General features: G+C 36.2%; 15 protein-coding genes. 4 read left to right on the top strand and 11 right to left on the bottom strand.

Annotated elements, in window-relative coordinates; genetic code table 11:
• Positions 1-99: 99 nt before the first annotated feature.
• Positions 100-1,179, bottom strand: a complete 1,080-nt coding sequence (locus E1750_RS12480; RefSeq protein ID WP_133277096.1) for a sensor histidine kinase — start codon at positions 1,177-1,179, stop codon at positions 100-102.
• A gap of 41 nt (positions 1,180-1,220) precedes the next feature.
• Positions 1,221-1,904: a response regulator transcription factor gene (locus tag E1750_RS12475; RefSeq protein WP_133277095.1), complete on the bottom strand. Its 684-nt coding sequence runs from the start codon at positions 1,902-1,904 to the stop codon at positions 1,221-1,223.
• A 280-nt stretch (positions 1,905-2,184) separates the two neighbouring features.
• Here E1750_RS12475 and E1750_RS12470 point away from each other — a divergent pair, with 280 nt between their 5' ends.
• The 4 genes from E1750_RS12470 (at position 2,185) to E1750_RS12455 (ending at position 6,565) form a co-directional block, all read left to right on the top strand.
• Positions 2,185-2,523 carry a T9SS type A sorting domain-containing protein gene (locus E1750_RS12470; protein WP_133277094.1) on the top strand — a complete coding sequence of 113 codons (339 nt, stop codon included), beginning with the start codon at positions 2,185-2,187 and terminating at the stop codon, positions 2,521-2,523.
• Between the two features lie 106 nt (positions 2,524-2,629).
• A complete protein-coding gene (locus E1750_RS12465; protein ID WP_133277093.1) occupies positions 2,630-4,348 on the top strand; it encodes a T9SS type A sorting domain-containing protein in 1,719 nt (572 codons plus the stop codon).
• A gap of 221 nt (positions 4,349-4,569) precedes the next feature.
• Complete coding sequence (locus E1750_RS12460; RefSeq protein WP_133277092.1) at positions 4,570-5,505, top strand: T9SS type A sorting domain-containing protein; 936 nt, start codon at positions 4,570-4,572, stop codon at positions 5,503-5,505.
• A 79-nt stretch (positions 5,506-5,584) separates the two neighbouring features.
• Positions 5,585-6,565 carry a LuxE/PaaK family acyltransferase gene (locus E1750_RS12455; protein WP_133277091.1) on the top strand — a complete coding sequence of 327 codons (981 nt, stop codon included), beginning with the start codon at positions 5,585-5,587 and terminating at the stop codon, positions 6,563-6,565.
• A gap of 70 nt (positions 6,566-6,635) precedes the next feature.
• Here the strand turns inward: E1750_RS12455 and E1750_RS12450 are convergent, their stop codons facing one another.
• From E1750_RS12450 to E1750_RS12410, 9 genes are all read right to left on the bottom strand, one after another.
• On the bottom strand, positions 6,636-7,355 hold the full coding sequence (locus E1750_RS12450) for a GDSL-type esterase/lipase family protein (RefSeq protein ID WP_133277090.1): 720 nt from the start codon (positions 7,353-7,355) through the stop codon (positions 6,636-6,638).
• A gap of 6 nt (positions 7,356-7,361) precedes the next feature.
• The gene (locus tag E1750_RS12445; protein ID WP_133277089.1) at positions 7,362-9,704 is read right to left on the bottom strand and encodes a glycoside hydrolase family 2 TIM barrel-domain containing protein; all 2,343 of its coding nucleotides are present in this window, start codon (positions 9,702-9,704) and stop codon (positions 7,362-7,364) included.
• Between the two features lie 12 nt (positions 9,705-9,716).
• Positions 9,717-10,784: a glycoside hydrolase family 53 protein gene (locus tag E1750_RS12440; protein ID WP_227873892.1), complete on the bottom strand. Its 1,068-nt coding sequence runs from the start codon at positions 10,782-10,784 to the stop codon at positions 9,717-9,719.
• A gap of 95 nt (positions 10,785-10,879) precedes the next feature.
• Positions 10,880-11,548 (bottom strand): T9SS type A sorting domain-containing protein, encoded by a 669-nt coding sequence (locus tag E1750_RS12435; protein WP_133277088.1) that lies wholly within the window; start codon positions 11,546-11,548, stop codon positions 10,880-10,882.
• Between the two features lie 108 nt (positions 11,549-11,656).
• Complete coding sequence (locus E1750_RS12430) at positions 11,657-12,874, bottom strand: glycosyl hydrolase 53 family protein (protein ID WP_133277087.1); 1,218 nt, start codon at positions 12,872-12,874, stop codon at positions 11,657-11,659.
• A 110-nt stretch (positions 12,875-12,984) separates the two neighbouring features.
• Complete coding sequence (locus E1750_RS12425) at positions 12,985-14,151, bottom strand: SusE domain-containing protein (protein ID WP_165698050.1); 1,167 nt, start codon at positions 14,149-14,151, stop codon at positions 12,985-12,987.
• A gap of 34 nt (positions 14,152-14,185) precedes the next feature.
• On the bottom strand, positions 14,186-15,748 hold the full coding sequence (locus tag E1750_RS12420) for a RagB/SusD family nutrient uptake outer membrane protein (RefSeq protein WP_227873891.1): 1,563 nt from the start codon (positions 15,746-15,748) through the stop codon (positions 14,186-14,188).
• A 21-nt stretch (positions 15,749-15,769) separates the two neighbouring features.
• Entirely contained in the window at positions 15,770-18,721 is a 2,952-nt protein-coding gene (locus E1750_RS12415) for a SusC/RagA family TonB-linked outer membrane protein (RefSeq protein WP_133277085.1), read from the bottom strand.
• 460 nt (positions 18,722-19,181) lie between these two features.
• The gene (locus E1750_RS12410; protein ID WP_165698049.1) at positions 19,182-23,165 is read right to left on the bottom strand and encodes a hybrid sensor histidine kinase/response regulator transcription factor; all 3,984 of its coding nucleotides are present in this window, start codon (positions 23,163-23,165) and stop codon (positions 19,182-19,184) included.
• Positions 23,166-23,453: the final 288 nt, after the last annotated feature.

Below are 23,453 nucleotides of genomic sequence, written 5' to 3'. Positions count from 1 at the left end.
GGTTGATGATAAATTAAAATATGTTTTAAGAAAAATAAATACAACCAAATTAATGTGATAGGCCGTTCCTGTTCCTATAAAAACACAATAAAAGCTTAACTAAACCGCTCCGCTTGTATTGAGATTTAGCTTAGCTTTATGTAAAGTAAAAGAAAATTCTGAACCAATACCGAATTCACTTTCAACATATATTTTTTCTTTGTGAGCCTCGATGATGTGTTTTACAATGGCAAGACCTAGTCCTGAACCCCCTTCTGATCGGGCACCACTTTTATCCACTCGGTAGAAACGTTCAAAAATTCTTGGAAGATTTTGTTGATCAATTCCTTCGCCGTTATCGGTGATTCTAACCAAGACTTTTCTTTTAGTTAAATTGATGATGCTCACTTCGGTAGTGCCTCCTTCTTTTCCGTATTTAATAGAGTTCACTATTAAATTCTCGACTAACTGCTGCAATTTGTCCTGATCGCCTTTGACAAAAATGGGCTGAATATGATAATTTTCAAAAGCCAATGTAATTTTCTTTTTATCGGCTTTCATTTCTAATAGGTCGAACACATTCTGAATTAGTTCAACGATATCAAATTCCGATATTTCAAGGTTCAAATCACCCGATTCCAATTTGGTAATCATATCTAAATCTTCGACTATATAAATCAATCGTTCGACTCCTTTTTCGGCTCGTTTCAAGTATTTTTTTCGAATGGTTTTATCTTCCATTGCGCCATCAAGTAGAGTCGAAAGATAGCCTTGGACGGTAAATAAAGGAGTTTTAAGCTCGTGCGAAACATTGCCCAAAAATTCTCTGCGGTATTTTTCTCGGACTTTAAGCATTTCGATTTCTACTTTTTTGTCTGTAGCAAACTTTCGCACCTCGCGAGTTAGCGCTTCCATATCAGTGGTGATGGGTTGATCTATAAAAGTACTCGATTCAAGTAAAGAGATATCATCATAAATCTTTTTGACTTTACGGTATATAAATTTTTCAACCCTGTATTGAAGTAGGAGAAAGGAAAAAATATAGCTAACTATAAAAACCAAAAAACCAAAAATAAGAAGGTTTTGAGATGGTTTGAATACAGCTTTTGTTAATAAAATCGTTGAAAAAGAAGCAAAAATACTAATGTAAAGTGCCGAAATTACAGCAAACTTATAGGTTTTCTGGAAACTGATTTTCATTTTTTTTGAAGTAGAAGTATTGCGCAAATTTAACACAAAAATTATACTTCAAATTTATATCCAACCCCTTTTATGGTTTTAAAGTAATCATCGCCAATCTTTTCGCGAAGTTTACGAATATGAACATCGATAGTACGCCCACCAACCACAACTTCATTGCCCCAAACTTTGTCCAGGATTTCGTCGCGTTTGAATACTTTTCCGGGTTTTGAAGCCAATAAATAAAACAATTCAAATTCTTTGCGAGGCAAGGCAATCACAAGTCCATCTTTTACAATTTGATATTCTTCGCGGTTGATTTCTATCCCACCAACATTAAGAGTTTCACTACTTTTTTCTTGCTCTTTCAATCTTCGTAACAAAGCTTTTACTTTACTGACAAGAACTTTTGGCTTAATAGGTTTAGTAATATAATCATCTGCTCCAGCATCGAAGCCGGCTACTTGGGAATAATCTTCGCTTCTTGCAGTCAAAAAAGTGATGATCACATTGTTCAATTCGGGTATTTTTCTAATCATTTCGCAAGCTTCCATCCCGTCCATTTCTGGCATCATCACATCCATAATAATAAGGTCTGGAATTTCTTTTTTGGCTTTGACAACAGCTTCTTTTCCATTCGAAGCTGTAAAAATCTGATAGCCTTCTTGACTCAGATTATACCCCACTATTTCGAGAATATCTGGTTCATCGTCGACCAATAAAATTTTAGTATTTCGTTTTTTCATAATAAAACTGTCCCTAATTAGGATTGTAAAGATAAAACAATTCTATCTTATGTATTAAATAGGTTTTATATGTTAACAATTTGGTAATATGCTACAAACAATTTAGTAACAATTATAGAATTACCCTATCTTTAGCACTACTCAATTTTTTAATTCGGGAAAAAAAACACGATCTCAAATTCGGTTTTCACTTAAAAAAAGGTGGATTAACGTATTTTTATACATTTTGGTATACAATTTGAAATGTTTTTTTATATCTTTACAATTCCAAATCGAGATGATGGCTAAAAATTACTTTTATATTACTCTTTTATTGGTTTTTTTCTTCAGTTTGAGTATTTCAGCTCAAGACAGTAAGCAACAATCCAAACTTCCAGAAACTACGGTTATCGAAGGATTGAACTTGTACCCTAATCCGGTGAGTAATGGCAAAGTATACATCAGTTCGAAAAACGACTTAGATAAAAACATTATTATCTTTGATGTTCTTGGAAAAAAAGTACTTCAAACTACTATATCTTCTAAAGAGTTGAACATTTCTAATTTGTCTCCTGGAGTTTACATTATCAAAATAGACGAGGAACAAGCTACTGCCACTAGAAAACTTATTGTTCGCTAACTATCTCTTCTTTTTTTTAAATTTTACGTTTTTTTTACATAGATTTTTCCTGTAAAAAAAAGATTTGTCGCTACATTTGTGAGACTAATTTTTAATTTTAAAAAAAATGAAAAAACTTTACACTTTATTATTTCTTTTATTGACTACTTTGTCTTTCGGACAGACAATTTATTCTGAAAATATGGGAACTCCTTCAGGAAATACATTGATACCCGCCTATTCAGCAGGTACTACTCCTGCAACATTTCAGAACTCTTCTCCCATAATATATAGCGGAAATGGAGACGTTAGGACATCTTCACCATCAAACTATCCTGGTGCGTCGGGCAGCGGTAACGTTTGGTTTTCAACATCGGCACCAATTCGTACGTTTCAAATTGAAGGAATTAACACCTCTTCCTATAACACTGCAGAATTACAATTGAAATTTGGCTATTTAACTAGTAATGTTAGTAATCACTTAATTGTGGAACAAAGTTCAGATGGAGCCACGTATACTCCTATATCTTATACTCAAAACACTACTACCAACTGGACATTAGTAACTGTAACTGGCGGTATTTTATCAACTCCTAATTTAAGACTTAGATTTACTCAATCTGCTCAAACAGTTTCGCATCGTTTAGATGATATTAGTTTAACGAAAATCTCCGCTTCTTGTACATTAGTAATCGGAACGGCAACAACCAATTGCAATGCTTCAACATTGGGGACCGATACATATACTGTTACTATTCCTTACACTGGAGGGGGCAACGCAACTTATACAATTACACCAAACTCGGGAGTGGTAAGTGGTGACAACCCAACTTCTGTAGCTGCCGGCAATATTACCATTACAGGAGTTTCAGAAGGAACTAATTTCTCAGCAACCATTACGGGTGGCACTTGTAGCTTGTTAAGTACGGCGCCATCCCCTGAATGCAAACCAATAAACGCATTGCCTTTTACCGAAAACTTTAATTATACTGTTGGAAATTCATTAGGCGCAGAACAAAAGTGGACTAATGTCAATACTGGCGATATTGTAGCTGTTACTTCAGGTAATTTAGCCTATACAGGTATAACTTCTTCTGGAAATTCAGTTTCATTTGTAGGCGCAGGAATGGATCCATTTACACCATTTACTGCAGCTACATCAGGCACAGTTTATTATTCATTCCTAATGAATATTACTGATTTGTCTAATGTTACTGTTGATTTAACAGAAACTTATTTTGTAGGCCTAACTGATGCGCAAAAAAATTATATGGGAAGATTATTTGTGAAAAAAAATGGGACACAATATAATTTAGGTTTTGATTCTGCTTCAACGACCACAAATTATGACGCAACTTTAAGAAATGCAGGTGAAGTTGTTTTAGTCATTATGGGTTATGATTTTGCTTCAAATAAACTTAGCGCTTGGTTCAATCCCGATTTGTCAACTTTTTCTGCTGCAACACCAGCTACACTAGTAAATACTCCTTCGACAGCAGTTGTAAATTTAGGAGGGCTTATTTTAAGGCAAGATTCAGACACTAAAACACCTGCAATTACTATAGACGAACTAAAGATTTCTACTAGCATCCCGCTATCAACAAAACAAAACACAATCTCGGGATTAAATGTATATCCAAACCCAGTAAAAGATGGCAATTTATACCTGACATCCAATAGCAATGAAGTCAAAACAGTAGCCTTTTATGATGTTTTAGGGAAAGAAGTTTTAAACACTAAAACTTCAAACAATGCGGTAAATGTTTCTAACCTTAAAAAGGGAGCATATATTCTAAAAATCACAGAAAACGGAAATACAGACACAAAAAAATTAATAATTGAATAGTCCTGGCAATGGATAAAAAAATTGTTTTGTACTATATAAAAGCTCCATCGCTAGCCTGATGGAGTTTTTTTTGATTTTCAATCAATACTTTATAGTTTTTTATTTACAATTAATCGACCAAAGGCAAATAAATCGGATGAAAAGCATTGTTTTTAATAAAAAAGTTTTGTTTTACGAAATTACTGACTATATTTGTTTGTATAATTATAAATGAAATTCCTATGAAAAAAATTTACACATTAACTTCTATTTTATTGGTTAGTCTGTCTTTTGGGCAAACCCCTATTTCACTTATTGGAGTAAACGTTCCTTATACCGAATCTTTTGATGGAATGGGATCAACTGAAACTTCTTATCTTCCCGGATGGACTGCCATTAACAGTGTCAACGGAACGACTTTAGCGATGCAATTATCCGACGGGAACACCAGCGCTGGAAATGTTTATAATATTGGCACAACGACTTCTAGTTCTGAAGATAGAGCTTTTGGCTCTTTGGCAGATGCAATGGTGATACCCGCTTTCGGAGCTGTTTTTCAAAATAACACCGGTAGTGTGGTTTCAAAAGTATCTATTCAAACTAGAATGGAACAGTGGAAACAATCAGGAAATGCAAGTGTTAATGAAACTGTCGCCTTTTATTACAGCACAGACGCCACAAGTTTGAGCACCGGAAACTGGACCGCAGTTAGCACTTTAAATCTTAATGAAAAATTAACTGCTGCAAACACAAATCTCGCAGTCAACGGAAATTTAGCCAGCAATTACACGAATATAACTACCATAATCTCAGGATTAAACTGGGCTGATGGAACAAATATGTGGATAAAATGGGTAGATACCAATGATGCAGGTGCCAATGGGATGTATGCTATAGAAAACTTCATCATAAGCGTCAATCAAGTCTTAGGGCTTAAAAAAAATGCTATTGAAGGTTTGAATATGTATCCAAATCCAGTTGCGAAAGGAACTTTGTACATCACTTCTAACAGCAGCGAAGCAAAATCCGTAACAATTTATGATGTTTTGGGCAAACAAGTTTTGAACGCCAAAACCGCCAATGGCGCAGTAAATGTTTCCAATCTGAAAGCAGGTTCTTACATTGCAAAAATTACCGAAGATGGAAAAACGGACACCAAAAAATTAATTATTCAATAATTGATCTCCATCCCTATTTTTAAAACTCCAATCGCAAGTTGGAGTTTTTTTATTTAATTATATTTGCAAAAAACACTACTTGAATACAATTCCAGACATATTCACGATTTCAAACCAAAAGCAATTTGAGAAAATAGCACTGAAAGTATTTCGCTTTCAGTACGAAAACAACATGGTGTATCGAGAATTTTGCGATTTTTTGAAAACTAATGTCCAAAAGGTAAAATCATTGGAGCAAATTCCGTTTTTGCCCATTCAATTTTTTAAAAGCCATAAAGTGGTTTCCAGTACCAATCTAACCGAAGAAACCTTTACCAGCAGTGGAACGACAGGAATCTCAACTAGCAAGCATTTCGTTACCGACATCTCATTATACGAAGAAAGTTATCGAAAAGGTTTCTCACAATTTTATGGCAACATCGAGGACTATGTAGTTTTGGCTTTGCTTCCATCCTATTTGGAGCGTGAAGGTTCATCCCTGATTTATATGGTCGAAGATTTGATTCAAATGACTCAAAATCCTGAAAGTGGTTTTTACCTTCACAATCACGGGGAACTGATCAAAAAATTGACAGGTATAGACCAATCGGGACAAAACGTAATTTTAATTGGTGTTACTTATGCTTTGCTCGATTTAATCGAAAACCACCCTTTTCAATTGCAAAACACCATTATTATGGAAACGGGTGGAATGAAAGGCCAACGCAAAGAAATGATTCGCGAAGAATTGCACGAACAATTGTGCCAAGGTTTTGGCGTCACGGCCATACATTCAGAATATGGCATGACCGAATTACTTTCGCAAGCCTATTCATTAGGAAACGGCGTGTTTGAATGCCCATCTTGGATGCAAATCCTCGTTCGTGACACCGAGGATGCTTTGGCTTATGTTACTGAAGAAAAAACCGGCGGAATCAACGTCATTGATTTGGCCAACATCAATTCCTGTTCGTTTATTGCTACTCAGGATTTAGGCAAAAGAAATCCTAATGGCACTTTCGAAGTTTTGGGACGCTTTGACAATAGTGATATTCGCGGTTGTAATTTGATGGTGATTTGACCGCAAAGAGCAAAGATACTAAGCACCCAAAAATGCCTTAAAAGAACTGATAGCGCGGAATTACTTCTACTCAATCCTTCACAAATCCGTTGATGTAATTTTGCCAAACAGTGTATCCAGCCTCCGTTAAATGCAATCCATCTGTAGTATAAGAAGGTATCATTAAATCATTTGCATCAGCAAAAACCGAATGTAAATCAATTATTTGAAGATACCTAGTTCGCGTTATCGCCTTCAAAATGGTATTTGTAGCTTCAATTCTTTCTTTCGAAGGATTATTATTGGCAGTGGGCAAAATCGTTTGAATATAAATTTTGGTTTCTGGCGAATATAAATGAACTTTTGCCACAATCGATTTGATATTGTTGGCGACATACTCCGGCGTTAATTCATTGTGAAACAAATCATTAATCCCAATTTTTAGGAATACTTTTTTCGGTTTATAATAATAAATTTCTGCCAATCGGTTTAAAACTCCTGCGGTAACATCGCCCGCAATACCTCTATTTTTAACTTTAGGATTATTAAATCGTTGCCCCCAATTCCCGCCTTTTTCAGTCAAACTATTGCCGATAAAAACAATATCCCCAAATTGGAGCGGCTGGGATTGAAATTCGGCAATTTTTTCGATATAATGTAACTTGGTCCACTCGGTATGGTAAGAAACTACTACACTAGGAGAAGGATATAGATTATGGCCGTCTAGTGCAGCATTATTACTGATTTGGTTTTGTGCGTATGAAGAAGATACACTCAAAAAAAATAAAAATAAGAAAAAAGATCTTCCCATCGGAAACTATTTTAGTGAAGGCTTGATTTCTACTGTTGCAGTTTGCAAATTCAAAGATGCAGCATTAATAGCAATCGCCTTTTTGAAATGAGGCGTTTTTAGTATAATTGTCGCGATTCCCGCCTCGGCTTTGACCGGATTTGCTCCAATTAATTCGGCTTTGCCATTCCATAATGAAAAAGTTACTTCATTGGTTGCCGTCGGAATTACCGTACCATTTTCGTCCGTGATTTTGGCATAAACAAAAATCATATCGGGAAAATCAGGATTTATTGGCTTAGAAGAAATATCATAAGCTAACTCAATTTTGGATGGTTTTTCGGGAGTTTTGACCAAATTAGAAACTACTTTTTTACCATTAATAAAACCTTCAGCTCGCAATGTTCCTGCAACAAATTTATCCATCTTGAAAACAAATGGAGGATGGTTCAATCTATCGCTGCTTTCATTAATCAAAGGCTTTTGTTTGCCAACCAAAACATCATTCAAATACAACTCGACCTCATCACAATTGCTGTAAACCGCAACGTTCAATGGGGAAGTTTCCGTCCAATTATTGGCAATGGTAAGCAATGGACCTGCAATTAAATTTGCATCCAAAACTACATTGGCATCCCGCTGGCTTTGATAAAAGGCATACGCAAACTTTGGAATTCTAAAAATGTCGCTAATTCCTGAACTTTCTAAATCAGGACTGTAACCTCGATTGTAATCAAACATTACCCAATTGGCTTCGCCTATCGTCTGCTGTCCTTTTCGATTTGAATTGGCAGCTTCCTGAAAATTATAGGCTTGTTGCAACAATCTTTTTTCGCCGTGAGCACGCAATTGTCGCGAAGTTCTTTCTTCTTCTTTTAAATTGGCAAATTCCGTTTGATTGAATCCGGCATTTTGAGCATAATATTCCCAATCACCATATTCTGCAATGAAAATTTTGCGATTTCCTTTGTTGTATTTTGTCCAATAATCGGGCGCCTTACCGTGTTGCCGGGCGGGAATAAACAAATCGTAATTGTCATTATCTATCCAACTGGCAGTACAATTATTACCTAAAGGCAATTCTTCTTTCAGTGCTTTCGAAGCCAATTTCATAAAATCGTCCGTCATTTGAGTTTCATTCAAAGAAGCTTCCCAAAAAATAACACTAGGATGATTGCGGTCTCTTCGCGCCATTTCGCGAATATCCTGAATGGCATTTTTTTGAAAGGTTTCGTTACCAAAAAATTGCCAGCCTGTTAAACTGTTCATCACCAAAATTCCCAATTCGTCACAAGCATCTAAAAAAGCTTCGGCGTGAGGATAATGAGACATCCGAACGAAATCGAAACCTGCATTTTTAATTTTAATCGCATCGCGATATTGGGCTTCGTCCGAAATAGCATAACCCAAGTAAGGGTATTCCTGATGTTGGTTCGTTCCTGTAATATATAATTTTTCATCATTAAGATAGTAGCCGTCTTCTTTTATTTCGGATTTACGAATCCCTATTTTTTCGGAATATACGTCTGCAACTTTATTATTTGAAATCAGTTGAACTTCTAGATTATACCTATTGGGATTATAAATCGACCATAATTTGGGGTTTTCAATCGCAATATTTTGTGTTATGGTTCTACCGGAATTGGCATTTACCCTGAATGCTTCCGACTTGAATTCGAGTTTTTTTCCTTGATTATCTGTTAAAATAAATGTCAAATTTGCGTTTTTTTCAACAGCAAATTCATTTTTCAAATGCACCTGAACTATTCCCGAAGCCTTACTTTTGTTGATGTCATTAAAATTGACATAGATTCCACCACTTGCTTTTGTATTGGCTTGAATCGGATTGGTAATGTATAATTTATCGGTGGTGATGAGATACACATTTCTATAAATACCACCGTAATAATTGAAATCTAAATCTTTCAATGGCTTTCCGGGAAGGAAGTCTGGATTGTCTTCGTTATTGACTTTAACCTTAATGGTATTGCCTTTCGATTTCAAAAAAGGAGTGACATCGACCATAAAAGGCAAATAACCGCCTTTGTGATTTGTCGCTTTTTGGTCGTTGATCCATACATCGGCTTCCTGCATCACACCTTCAAAATAAAGGAAGACTTTCTTATTTTTTGAATTGACAACATCAAACTTTTTTTGATACCAGCACGTCCCTTGAAATTGTTTTATGACCACTAAATTTTCAATTCTAGCTGTATGTGGAATGGTGATTTTCTCCCAATTGGAATTTGTTTCTTCACGTTTGAATTCCCAATCTAAACCAAAATTAACTTTGGTTCGGGATTGTGAATTTATGTCTTCAACAAAAAAAAGGAGTATTAAAAAAAGTACATTTCTTAAAATAAATTTCATTATTATCTTCAATTAATTTTTAAAAGCATCAAGTGCCGGTGATGGTTTACCGTTAGATTGCCAGGCATTCAATTGATACCCACTCCAACTTTTTTCGCCTTCGGGCTCCCAATAAATCACGCCAAGCCCTTTGTTATCAGGAACCGATTTTACTGCTTTGAGTACGGCAACCAACATGTCTTTGGTGTTTTGAACCAAGGTATAATCGCCTCCAACTTCTACCACCATTACTTCTTTCCCGTAGCTCGAAACCATATCTTTTAGATTATTTTCCAAATCAAGAATCGTTGCTGTGTAATCGCTCTTGATCCAATACGGGTAATACGAAAGTCCAATGACGTCATATTTAACACTATTGGCTTTGGCACTATCAAAAAACCATCTGAACTTTGCATTATTATTTCCTTCGTCAACGTGCACGATTACTTTTATATTTGAATTTACCGCTTTTGTTGCTTCATAGCCTTTATTTAATAGTTGTGCCAATTGACTAAAATTTGAGGATTTACCTTCTGGCCATAACATACCTCCCGGAATTTCATTACCCACCTGCACCCATTCCGGAGTTACTCCAGCAGTTTTCAATGCCGTCAAGACATCAAAAGTGTGTTTGTACACGTCGTTTTGCAACTCTGCAAAAGAGTGATTTGTCCAAGCAGCGGGTTTTGTTTGATGTGCCGGATCGGCCCAAGTATCGCTGTAATGAAAATCAATCATAATCCGCATTCCCATTTTTTGGGCGCGAACCGCCATCACGACTGTTTCGGCTGGACTGCAATGACCGCTAGCTTTATCGTTTGATGGATTTACAAATACCCTAAGACGAATGGTATTTATTCCTCTATCTTTCAGCAATTGCAAACAATCTTTTGCTGTGCCGTCGGTATCATAAAATTTATATCCGGTAGCTTCCATTTGGGGCAACCAACCCACATCTGCACCTTTAGAAAAAGCAAAACTTGCTGGCGGTGGTATTGGTTCGGGAGTTGGCTCCGTAGTTTGTGCTCCACTGCAAGCCATAAAGAGTAAAGTGACTATGGCCACCAAAACAAATCGGAATCGTACCGTAATTTTCATCATGTTTACAAAAGTATTTAAACCCAGACTCCCTTGCAGCATTGCAAAAAAGTCTGATTCTAAATTTATTACTTATTTTTTAAAAAGCGTTCCGAAATTTATTTTTTTTGAAATTTAAACTGCCTTGCCCCTTCTTCTGAACTTATTGACAAGACATAAAACCCTGAATTTAAGCCAGAAACATCAATGCCACTATTGCTTAAAGTCTTGGTTTGAACAACAGTCTTGCCTAAAATATCAATAATTCTAAATGAAGCGTTAGATAAATTATTGGCATTGGCAATTTTTAGAATATCGGGAGCTGGATTTGGATATACAGACAAAGCTTCAACTAAACTCTTTTTGCTAATACCCAATGGCGACGCAGTGAAATTTAACTGTGTTGCAGGATAATCACCGGCTATCCAAGCATAAGTTGGAAGAGATTTCAGCTCAATGGCTATTTTATAATTTTGTGGTGGCGTTAAATTAGCCGTTGGCGTCGTACCACTAGGTATAGTAATATTAAAAGAACCTGTAACATCGGTGCCTGCTACTGCTAGATCCAACCCTTGACCAGCAACGTAAGAAATATATGTCCAGTCATTTTGTAAATTGATGCCACAAAAAATATAACTATCCGCTGCAACGGTGTATTTGTAGTCTACTTTGAGTACAGTTCCAATAGCTATAGGAGTGGAAATGACTGATGTAATTGTAACAGATTGCGCCCATCCAGTCAACGAAATTGAAGCAAATAGTAGCCAGAAAAGTAAATGTTTTTTCATAATTGTTTGTTTTTAGTTGTTAGTAATTTTAATTGTTATTCTTAAATAAATCCGAAGGAATAAGGAGGTTCATTCCTGCCGAATTATTTTTTAGATTTTGCAACGAGCTTATTTCTGAATAATTTCATTCATCCAATTGACACCATCGTGGAGGTTGTAATTGAAATCCCAAAAGGCTTTGTTTTCCCAAGATGAACCCGCTCCGTATTGATCCGGAAAAATCAATGTTTTTGAACCAACCCATTCGCCACCCCAATAAATGATTCCGATACCACCTGCATTGTACAATTCTTGTCCAAAATCTTTCATATATTTTTTTTGAGTATTTGTCGTTGGTGGATTAACATAACCCGCAGGAATATTTTCGACACCCAAAATATCAACGTGTGCATCATTGCCACCCGTTCTAAATAATTGTGCGGTTTCCATAATTAGAAAATCCTTTTGGTAGGTCGTCTTCACAAATCCGATCACCTCTGTCCAACTCTTGAAATCTCCTAAAGAATGCCAAGCGTGATAATGAGAAATTGCCATAATATCGAAGTCCAATCCATTGCTTACGTGGGATTTTAACCAAAATTTTAAACTGGCGGCATCAAAAATATGGCAGGCAATCTTAATATTTAATCCATATTTTTTGTTTAAATCTCGAACTGCTTTCGTTCCAGCATTCAGCAATTTGACGGAGCGCACAACACTGTATGCCGGCAAATCACTTTCTTTCAGGTTCGGTTCCAAAAATCTTTCGTTGGTTTCGTTACCAATAGCCACAATTTCTGGAATTAGTCCCGCTTTGATATACTCTTCTAATACGGTGGTGGTGTGTACATAAACCGCTTCTTTTAACTTTTCAACATCAGTAGCGATACTTTGCCACGCTAATGGAGCGACATAACTGTTTAATCTTTGAGCATCTTCCAGAGCCATCGATTGATACCCAAAAGTTAATAAAGTTTTTAGACCTGCATTTTTAGCCCGTTGCATTTGTATTTTTACTTTTTCGGGCGATCCAAAATCCACATCTGCATACCCTTTGGTATAGCTACTTTTGTATGGTGGCATATCAATTCGAAGTCTGGCAATGTTTCCTCCGTGATCTGCTATACTTTTAAAAGCATCTTTTGGCACTCCATTTTCCTTGAAAACCACGCCACCATAGGTTTCCTGATGGGCTACATAAGCCATATACGTTCCCTTATAAAACACATTACTGGGTTTGGGTATATAGGTAGTTGGAGTTGGAATAGGGTTTTCCATTGAACAACCATATTGCGCCAGTAAAGTGAGCAGCACTATTACTTGTATTATGCGGGATTTTGCAAACATTTTATATCTGTGTTAAATTAATTATTTTTTAAGCCTAAACGGACTTCCTATCCTCTTTGAAATGAAAACCTTCTGTTGATCATTTCGTTTCTAGTAAATCTTCTATGGTTTTAAGGTTTTAGAACATAAGTTCCTGATTTAAAATTGACCGTGATGGTATAATTTCCGGGATTAGGAGCGGTTATACTAGTTCCTGCCCAGTTGGGAGCTTGATTCAAAGTTAAATTACCCCCCAACAGTGGTTCAGCATCTGTTTTGCCCAGATAAGCAGGAGTCGACCAGGTTGCATTCGCATTGAGAAAAGCATATTTACCCGCTTTGAGTGTTGTGGTAAGGGTAAAAGTGTGCGCATCTACTTTTGTAAATTTCTGGCCAGTTCCAGGAGCATTCCATCCATTGGTAGTAGCATCGCCTATAATGTATAGTTCGGCTGGTGAAGTCATTAAAACCGAAGGCGTTATGGAATAAGTTCCCGTGGTAAAGTCAAAAATAACTTGATAAACTCCAGTACTAGCAGGTGATTTTATAGGAGTACCACCCCAATTTGTTGATGAACCTCGAGGTTCAAAAGTACCACTAGTTTGCGGACTAGCATTGGCCTCCATTGTTACATACGCAGGGTCTGACCAAGTGGAAGCAGCAGAAATGGCAGCAAAACTTTTTCCGCCGGTTAATGCTACGATTAAGCCAAAACGATGGTCGTCTATTTGAGTCATTTTTTGTATATCGGTTACAGGAGTTCCCCAATTAGAAGGCACGGCATCACCTTGAAGATAAAGTTCCGTTGGCATTGGATATTTGAGAATAAGCGTACTGTAAGGTGTTATTGTTAATGTGCTTACGTTCGAATAAATGGGTACAGCACCATATCTCAAATTGGCTTTTAATCGCACTTTTATTTTTGACGCAACTTCTGGCTTCAATTCCAATGCAAATGCCTGAGCGTTCAAGTCGGCGTGTGTCAAGGATATATTATTGCCCGATGCAATAGCCATTTCCTGAGGGCTTACAAATACACCATCACTTTTGTCTATTTGCAGGGTATACGTCAATGGTGTATCGATGCCGTACCAAGATTTATTATCCCAGTTTAAAGTAACCGCAATGTTTTTGTCGGCATTCTTTTTGGCAAGTACAATTTCGCTGGTACTATTGGTCAATAAAAATTGACCTTCCGCGGGTGCTTCTGCCACTGATTGCAGGGTATCGTCGGCACAAGAATAACCCAATACCATAATCAGCACAATGGCGAATATTATTTTAAAAAACTTTTTCATAATTAAATATTTTATATTTTGGTTATCGACTTTTTTAGAAACCATCAATTTGTTTTAAATTAGGATTTACCAATAAATCGGATGTTGGAATGGGAAATAAATTGTATTTAGAATCCACCGCTGTTCCTGCTTTCACGCCCCCTTTCCAAGCCCATAAATACGTGCCTGTTGTTAGTTTATTATAGCGAACCAAATCGGTTCGACGATGGGTTTCCCAATACAACTCTCGAGCTCTTTCGTCTAATATAAAATCAAGTGTAAGTGCAGCAGCCGAAATATTGCCACTGGTACTTGATGGATTATTGGCGTAGGCACGACCTCTTATTTTATTTATGTAAGCAAGAGCCGTAGCATTACTGCCTCCAGCACCGCCTCGTAAAACCGCCTCGGCATAAGTCAAATAAATTTCGGCTAGACGAAATACGGGAAAATCAATATCGGATAAGTTACCAAAAGAATTATTTTGAGTAAGTGGTGTTCCGTCTCGTTTAACGTTTCTGTATTTGTAAGCAGAGTAACCATCTGTACTCGTGGTCACTTTATTGACTTCTAAAGTTTGTCCCGTGGTATAAAACAGGGCACGTTTGTCGATAGTTGGGCTTGCTGATGGGAATAATGCTGGGACTTGCTGTGTAAATCTAAAAGCACTCCAACTTCCCGACATTCCATTTATCGATGCTGGAACTCCTGCTGGTCCTAAAGCCAAAAAGTTTGTACTATACCAGGTTTTGTTGGTATTATCATAATTAATTGTGAAAATAAATTCGTTGGTATTCAAATGGTTATCCCCTAGCATTAACCAAGCATAATTTGATTCTAATGAGTATCCAGAATTTATAATTTTATTGCAATAGGTGATAGCATCGGTATTACGTTCCTCTCCGGTATATACTCGGGCATTCAAATACATTCTGGATAGTAATGCCCAAGCGGCTGCTTTATCGGGTCTTCCTAATTCGTTGGTTTTCGGTTCTACCAATAAAACATCTAGTTCTTTTAACTCGGATTCGATAAATTTAAACAAATCGGCACGCTTAATCTGCGGAGGATAGGATTTTGCCAATGTTTTTTCAGTAGGAAATGGAGGATTCCCGTAACAATCCATCAAAATCCAGAAGCAATAGGCTCTTAAATAACGTGCTTCGGCCTGGAATTTTTTTATCTCAGCAACATCAGCCCCAAAAAAGCCTCTTTTGGTTAGCAATTCGTCCGATGATTGATTGATAAAATCGTTGCACAATGTGATCATCGTAAGTGCAGAAGTATAAACATTTGCAATTGCTGGCGAATCAGCGCTCCAAGCCAGTTCGTGATAAATACCATCTCCGCCATCATTCCAAGTGCTTACTGCCATATCAGTAGAATATTCTTGCATACTCCAATAATACCTTAAGAATGTGCTGTACGCCATTCGAGAATAAGCACCCGCCAAACTTTGTTTGTAGGCAGTTACGCTGGTAAAGTGAACATCGGCAGTTGCCTCATTTAGAGGGACTTTCTCTAGATCGTCGGTGCAAGAATGTAAACTAAACGTAGCAATTGCAAGCACCATTACTAAAAGAATCCAATTTCTATTCAATTTTTTTAAAGTTGCCATATTATATTTTTTGATAATGAATTAAAAATTAAGGTTTAAGCCTATTGAAAAAATACGGGGAACAGGATACGCGTTTTCGGATCCGAAATTAGCTTCAGGATCAAGCCCTTGATAATTGGTAATGATGAACACATTTTGTACCGCAACATTAAGGTTCAATCCTACTCTAGAATTGGCCAATATTTTACCAAAATCATAACCAATACTGATATTATCCATTTTTAGAAAAGACGCATTTTGCAAATAGAAATCGCTGTATCCTTGTGCAGGATCATTATGACTAAAAAGAGTATCATAATACAAAGTACTGAGGTTTTGTGAAGTCTGCCATTCCGTAATAGAAATGGTGTTGTCATAGGGGTGAAAAAACAAATAATGGTCTAAATTGGCGTGAAAAGCAGTGCTTAGATTCCATTTTTTGTATTGAAAATTGGTGCTAAAACCCATAAGGTATTTGGGTGCAGCCGATTTATTTGTGATGTAGCGGTCACTGGCATTGAGCAAGCCATCATTATTTAGATCTAACATTTGACCCTCAATTGGCATACCGTTGGCGCCATAGACTTGGTGGTACAAATAAAAAGTGTTTCGTGGATAACCTACTGTATTGACCAAAATAGCATCGCTAAATAGTCCGATTCCTTCATCGGAAACATCATTCAGGTGTGTAATTTTATTTTCGTTGTAAGTGAAATTAAAATTGAGGTCCCAAGTCATATTGTCTGTTTGTATCGGAATTGCTTTCAAGGCAAACTCTACGCCTCTATTTTCCATTGTTCCGATGTTGAGCAGCAATTCACTGCCTTGATTAAAGCCTAGAGGAACTCGAGTATTATTCAACAAATCTTTCGTTTTTTTTAAGTATACATCAACACTTGCTGTCAGCCTATTTTTTAAAAATCCAAAATCTAGTCCAATATTCGACGATGCTGTCTCTTCCCATTTTAGGTTTAGGTTGTATGCTCCAGGATTAACGGTTAAATAGCTATTGTTTCCAAAAGTGTACTGCTGGTCTGTAAATCCCGAAAAATAACTTGGTCTATAATAATAATTCGCAATCCCATCTTGTTGCCCAGTAACACCATATCCCAATCGTAATTTCAAATCAGAGAAGGTGCTATTGTTTTTAAGAAAACTTTCCTCTTTAATTTTCCAGGCAAAAGCGGCAGAGGGGAACAAACCCCATCTGTTATCTTCTGAAAATCGAGAAGAACCATCTTGACGTAGCGTTGCTGTTACCAAATATTTTTCGTTAAACACATAATTAAGCCTACCATAAAAAGAAATGATGGAATGACTGGGCTTGTCAAAAGGAAAAACAGGATCACTATTGGGTTGTTTTACTCCATCAGGCCTAAAGGTCGGATAAGAATAGTTGGTGGTCAAGAAATCATTATAGGAATAACCCGCAGTAATATCAAACCTGCTTTTTATCGAAGCTATTTCTTTACTGTAAAACAAATACGATTCGAATAAGGTGTTTTGAACTTCACGAGAAGGATCTCCATAATAAATATAACCTTCTGAAAGATTTGCCGGAAAATAGCTCGCAGAAGCAGAGCTCAAGTATTTTCCTTTAGAAATATCGTAACCCGCATTGACATTAAGGTGTAAGTCCGGTAAAAAATGCATCGAATAATCCAATTGTAAATTCCCAACGCTTCTGATATTCTCATTTCGAGTATTAACTTGCTCTAACATACTTACTGGATTAATGATGGCCAATGCTGGATTGCTGGCGAACTGTGTATATTGAAAATAGCCTCCATAGGTTTGGTCTTCAACACGAACAGGTTGTGTAGGATCGAATGCTCGTGCATTCCACAGCGCACCTTCGTTGGCGATATGCTCATCCTCAAACGAACCCTTTAAATTTAAATTTACTTTCAAGTGGTTGTCAAAAAATTTTGGACTTAAATTAAGTAAGGCTGTGAATCTTTCATAATTACCCGTTCTTAAAACGCCATCCTGATTAAGATACCCAACGGAAACTCGGTACGGCAATGATTTTATGGAACCGCTCATACTCAAATTATTTTCAGTGGCCAATGCCACTTGATAAATTTCATCTTGCCAATTCGTGTTGGCTACACCTGGCGGGGTTTTGGGAGGAGTACCTTTAGTTTGAAGTGTATTCACAAGACTTCTGTACTCATCTGCAGACAATACGGGCGCTTGTTCCATAATGCTGGTCACTCTAGTTGTTGATGAAAAATCAACCTTGGTTTCTTTTAAATTTCCTTTTTTGGTAACGATAATAATAACCCCATTCGACGCTCTAGAGCCATAAATAGCCGCCGCCGAAGCATCTTTCAAGACGGTAAAACTTTCAATATCATTAGGATTCAACTGACTAAGAACACCAGGTCCACCATTGGATCCTTCAAGAGGAACTCCATCAATGACGTATAAAGGATCGTTACTCGCATTTAATGAAGAGCCGCCACGGATTATGATGGAACTACCTGCACCTGGTCTACCGCTTCTTGGTGTTATTTGTACTCCAGCCACTTTATTGGCAATGAGCCCTTCTACATTGGTAACAGGAGCTTTATGAAAATCCTTTGAATTTACTTGAGCCACTGAACCCGTAAGATCTTTTTTCTTACTGGATCCATATCCTATTACTACAACTTCATTTAGTGCTTTAGTAATTTCCTGAAGTGAAACATTCAAAATGTTTCCCGTAATCTTTTTCTCGACCGTTGCGTACCCAACAAATGAAAAAACGGCAATATCGCCATTAGCTGCTTTAATTTTGTAATTCCCATTGCTATCTGAAATAACGGCATTTGTACTGTTTTTTATTGTTACTGTAACGCCTGGGATAGTTGCCTTGGTAGCTTCATCAATAATGGTTCCTTTAACCTCCACTTTTTGTCCAAAAAACAGCAGCGGTATCAAGAAAATAATCAATGAACTAGATAACTTTTGTATTGTAAAAGTTCTTTTTCGTTTTAGTTTAGTATTCATATTTGGTTTTGATTGTAATAGTTTGATTTTTTGATTTCATTTAGGATTGGATACTTTTGATTGGTTTGTTCATAATTTAATTTTGGTTTAGTTGTTGGTCAGTATAGTTTATTTTTATTTTTTTTCAATTTAGACATTGGATAAAATCGCTTTAATTGAAATGTAAAATTATAATTGCTGTCACAAAAAAAAGGGGCACGAAATCGTTTTTTTAGGGGTACGAAATCGTTTTTTATTGCAGAATAACAGGCGTAAAACCTTGAAAAAAAAAGGAGGAAGAATAAGATTTAAAAGATTGGCTCTACTGAAAATGTTGTAAACATTCATTTTTTTTAACCATCAAGAAAAATAAGAAAGTTAAGAACACTGCAAATCTTAATTCTCTTATTTTTCTTAATGGTTTACATTGTTTTCAGTTTCACACCAATACTTTAGAAACTTTAAAATAAAAAGAAGGATTCTATTTTTCCTTCATATAAAAAGTGGGAGGATTACCAAAACGTTCTTTGAATAGCTTGCTAAAATATTTTCGGTCGGAGTAGCCTACTTGATAGCAAACTTCGTTTATGGAAAACTGTTTGGTTTTTAGCAATTGCTTGGCTTTCTTCAATCTATAATCTCGCATATATTCTACAAGCGATAAGCCAGTTATTATTTTCAATTTTTTGTAAAGCACAGAGTGACTCATCCCTAATTCTTTGGCCACAAGATTGGCACTTAGATTATCTGAATCAATATTTTTTTCGATAAACTGCCCTAAATTTTCAAGAAACTCTTGGTCTCTTTTGTTTTTCACCAATTCTCCAAAATTGGTACTGTCGTCTGAATGAAACTTTTCGTGTAATAAACTTCGGTTTTTAAGAATGTTTTTTATTCTAGCCCGAAGCAGCGACTCATTAAAAGGTTTGGTAACATAATCATCGGCACCGGTTTCAAAACCCTCCATTTTATTCATAAAAGAAGCTCTGGCCGTGAGGAGAATCACCGGAATGTGACTTGTAGCAACAGTTGTTTTCAAAGTATGGGTCAGCTCTATTCCATCCATAATTGGCATCATCACATCACTGATAATGAGCTCTGGCAGCTGTTTGATAGCTAATTCCAAACCTTGCTGACCATCATAAGCTTGCAAAATCGAAAACTCATCCGACAAAAGTTCTGCTATATAATTGCTTATATCTACATTATCTTCTACTATAAGTAGCGTTTGTTCCTTTACTATGGGCGTTTCCGTGCTTTGCGCAAGTACCTCAACCTTGTCTTGTTTAGTGGTGAAATAATTATCGATCAGTTCTTCATTGGCCTCGCTACTTCCAATTTCGGTTTCATCGAAAAATGAATTTCCTTTTTTCAGTATAATGGTAAACGTGCTGCCCGATCCTTTTTTACTTTTAACGGTAATTTCTCCTTGATGCAATTTTATAATTTCATTCGAAATAGTTAATCCTAATCCGAAACCTCTTCCATTTGCAGTATCAGAATTATTGGCTTGATAAAACCGATTGAAGATTTTGGAAAGATGTTTTTTTGAAATTCCAATTCCTTCGTCAGTCAATTCTAATTGCACTTCTGTTTCTGTTTCTGAAATAGAAATTTTTATGGAACCTCCTGTACTGGTGAATTTCAATGCATTGGAAAATAAGTTATACAGTACTTTTTCCATCTGGTTTTTGTCGAACCATAATTCCATCATTGGACTTGAAGTCTCAAATTCAAATTTGATGTCTTTTTGATAAGCAAATTCTTTAAAAGAAAGATATATTTCTTTGCAAAACATTACCCAATCTCCTTTGAAAAACTTAAGCTTGATTTGCTGATGCTCCAACTTCCTGAAATCAAGCAATTCATTGACTAAATTCAGTAAATATTCTCCATTTTTTTTGATGGTACCGAAAGGATTTTGTTGCCCAGTTTCAAAAAATTCACCATTTTTCAGGATTTTGTTTATCGAACTTAATATAAGAGTTACGGGAGTTCTTATTTCGTGTGAAATGTTGGTAAAGAAATCTTGTTTCAAATTATAAAGCTCTACATCTTTTTCGTGTGAAAATTTTTCAAAGCGCAAATCTGCTTTCATTTTCTCCCACGAAATGATGTACTTTATCAAAACATAGAAGGTTGCAATTGCCAAAAGGACATAAATCAAATACGCCCACCATTCTGCCCAAAAGGGTTTTTGTATTTTGATATTTATGAAACTGTATTCCTTAGCCCATTGGCTTCCTAACTGTCTGCTTCGGACCTTAAAGACATAGTTACCGGGCGAAAGATTGGTATAAGTCGCTGAGCCTTCTTTACCGATAGATCGCCAGTTTTTATCAAAATTATCCATTTGTATCTGGTACTCGCAATTGGCAGAAGACGGAAATAGCATTGCGGCAAATTCAAAAGTGATTACATCCTGATCGTGCTCTAAAGTAATTTTTTTTGAAAAAGAAATATCATTTTTTAATATTTCGTCTTCGCCAATAGCAACTTCTCTATTGAAAAGCTTAAAGCTGGTAAATCTTACTTGGGGTGTGACATTTTTTACTTTGATAGTTTCGGGATTAAACTTGACAACCCCTTTCGAACAGCCAAAATAGAGCATTCCGCTGTTGTCCTTGAAACAGGAATTTATATGATAATCTTCTTTTAGACTAGAAAAGCTTTTGAACGTTTTTGTGGTATAATCATAATTAAAAATCCCTTGCTTGGTGCTAAACCAAATCACTCCTTTATTGTCTTCTATAATCGCCGTTACAGTTTGATAACGGACATTTGCATCACCATCAAAACGATTTACTTTTTGCGTTTTGATATCCAGCCTATTGATTCCTTCACCTACGGTTCCCATCCAAATATTCCCCTTGGAGTCTCTGAGAATACTATACAAATAATCACTACTGATAGAATTTGGGTCACCGTCCGTACTTTTATAGACTTTAAATTGGTTGGTCTTGCAGTTCAAAAGATTCACGCCTCCGCCAAAAGTAGCCATCCAAATATGATGTCCGTCTTTTTGAAGTGATAACACATTGTCACTGCTGATGGTATTTTTAACTCCTTTTCTCTCCTTATAACTTGTGAATGCGTTTGTAATAGTATTATAATAATTTAGACCACCACCCCAAGTAGCAATCCAAATATTTTTTTTCTCGTCCTCGATTATGTAGCGAACATCATTAAAGCTTAGAGATTTTGAATCAGCTAAATTTTGTTTGAATTGCGTAAAACTTCCCGTTTTGTACTTAAAATTAACCAATCCGTTGACAAAAGTTCCTATCCAAAGCGTTCCATCTGCAGCTTCGTAGATATATTGAATATAATCGTCGCCAATTGTATTTTTATTTTTGCTATTATAATGCTTTGCCACTTTCGTTTTTTCGGGCAAAACAGTCAACCCTTTGCCATCCAAACCCATAAAAAAAGCTTCCTTGTTTTTGTAGATAGACAGTACCGAAATGGGAGATTCTCCCTTATTATTGCTCGGTATAAAGGAGTAATCTTTGTTGAGGCTTAGTACGTCAACTCCATTCCAAGCGGTCCCCAACCAAATATTGGAGTCCTCATCTTCCAGAAGATCATAAATGGCATTACTGGAAATCGTGTTGCCCAATTGGGAGTCATTGTTGTAATTTGTAACGGTTGGAATTGCAGTATTTATGTTTTCAATTTTAAATAGTCCCGTGCCATCGGTTCCAATCCAAATTACACCCTTTCGATCTCTTTTAATAAGGCGAACAATATTGATTGTTTTATCGATATTGTAGGACTTTTTCTGAAAACGCAAAGTATTCATATCAAATGTCAGTAATCCTTTTCCGCTGCTTCCTATCAAGATTTCGTTCTTGTTTATTCCGCATAAAGAATGAATATAATCGGGCGAAATAGCAGTTGACGACTTCATTCGGTAAAACTTGCCCGTCGTAGGATCGAGTTTATTCAATCCTCCTCCAAAAGTTCCTATCCACAACTTTTTATTGGCATCTTCATAAATGCTTCTTACATCATTATTACTGATTGAAAACCTATTTTTACTATCGAATTTAAAGCTCGTAAAAGTTTGCTCTTTTTCGTTAAAAAAACAAAGCCCATTTTTAGTTCCAAGCCAAATAACGCCTTTAGAATCCTCAAAAACGGCATTCAATTCATTGGAAGAAATAGATGAATTATCGGTTGGACGGTTCTTAAAAGCAACAAAAGTATCCTTCGAGGGATTGTACACGTTTAATCCACCTCCAAAAGTGCCAATCCAAATTTTACCTTTACGGTCTATTACTAAATCGGAAATATCGTTAGAGCTTAAGGCACTATTTTGTTTGTTATATATTTTAATTTTAGTGCCATCAAACCGATTTAATCCGTTGTCGGTACCGATCCAAATAAAACCATTTTTTTCTTTTACAATAGTTCGAACTCGATCAGTAGAAAGCCCATTTGCTTGATTTATTTTCGTAAACAACACTTGTGACTGTCCAAAACAAAGGGAGAAAGCACAAAATCGTAATAGAAAAAATACGGTTAAATAAGACTTTATTTGTTTAGTTTTCAAAGTTAAGTTCGAATTAAGAGGATTCCGATTCTAAATTGAGTCTTTCTTTTTAGTCCAGATAAGTCACTTTAAATTTTGCACTAAAAAGAACAAATATAAACAATAGAAATTTATTGGATTGTTTTTTTATCAATTGGTCATTTGGAATTTTTGTAAAAACTAAAAACGTCCCAACAACTCTTTCGAGGTATTGGGACG

It is taken from the genome of Flavobacterium nackdongense, from assembly GCF_004355225.1.
GTDB lineage: Bacteria > Bacteroidota > Bacteroidia > Flavobacteriales > Flavobacteriaceae > Flavobacterium > Flavobacterium nackdongense.
This window is presented reverse-complemented; position numbering and strand designations above follow the sequence as displayed.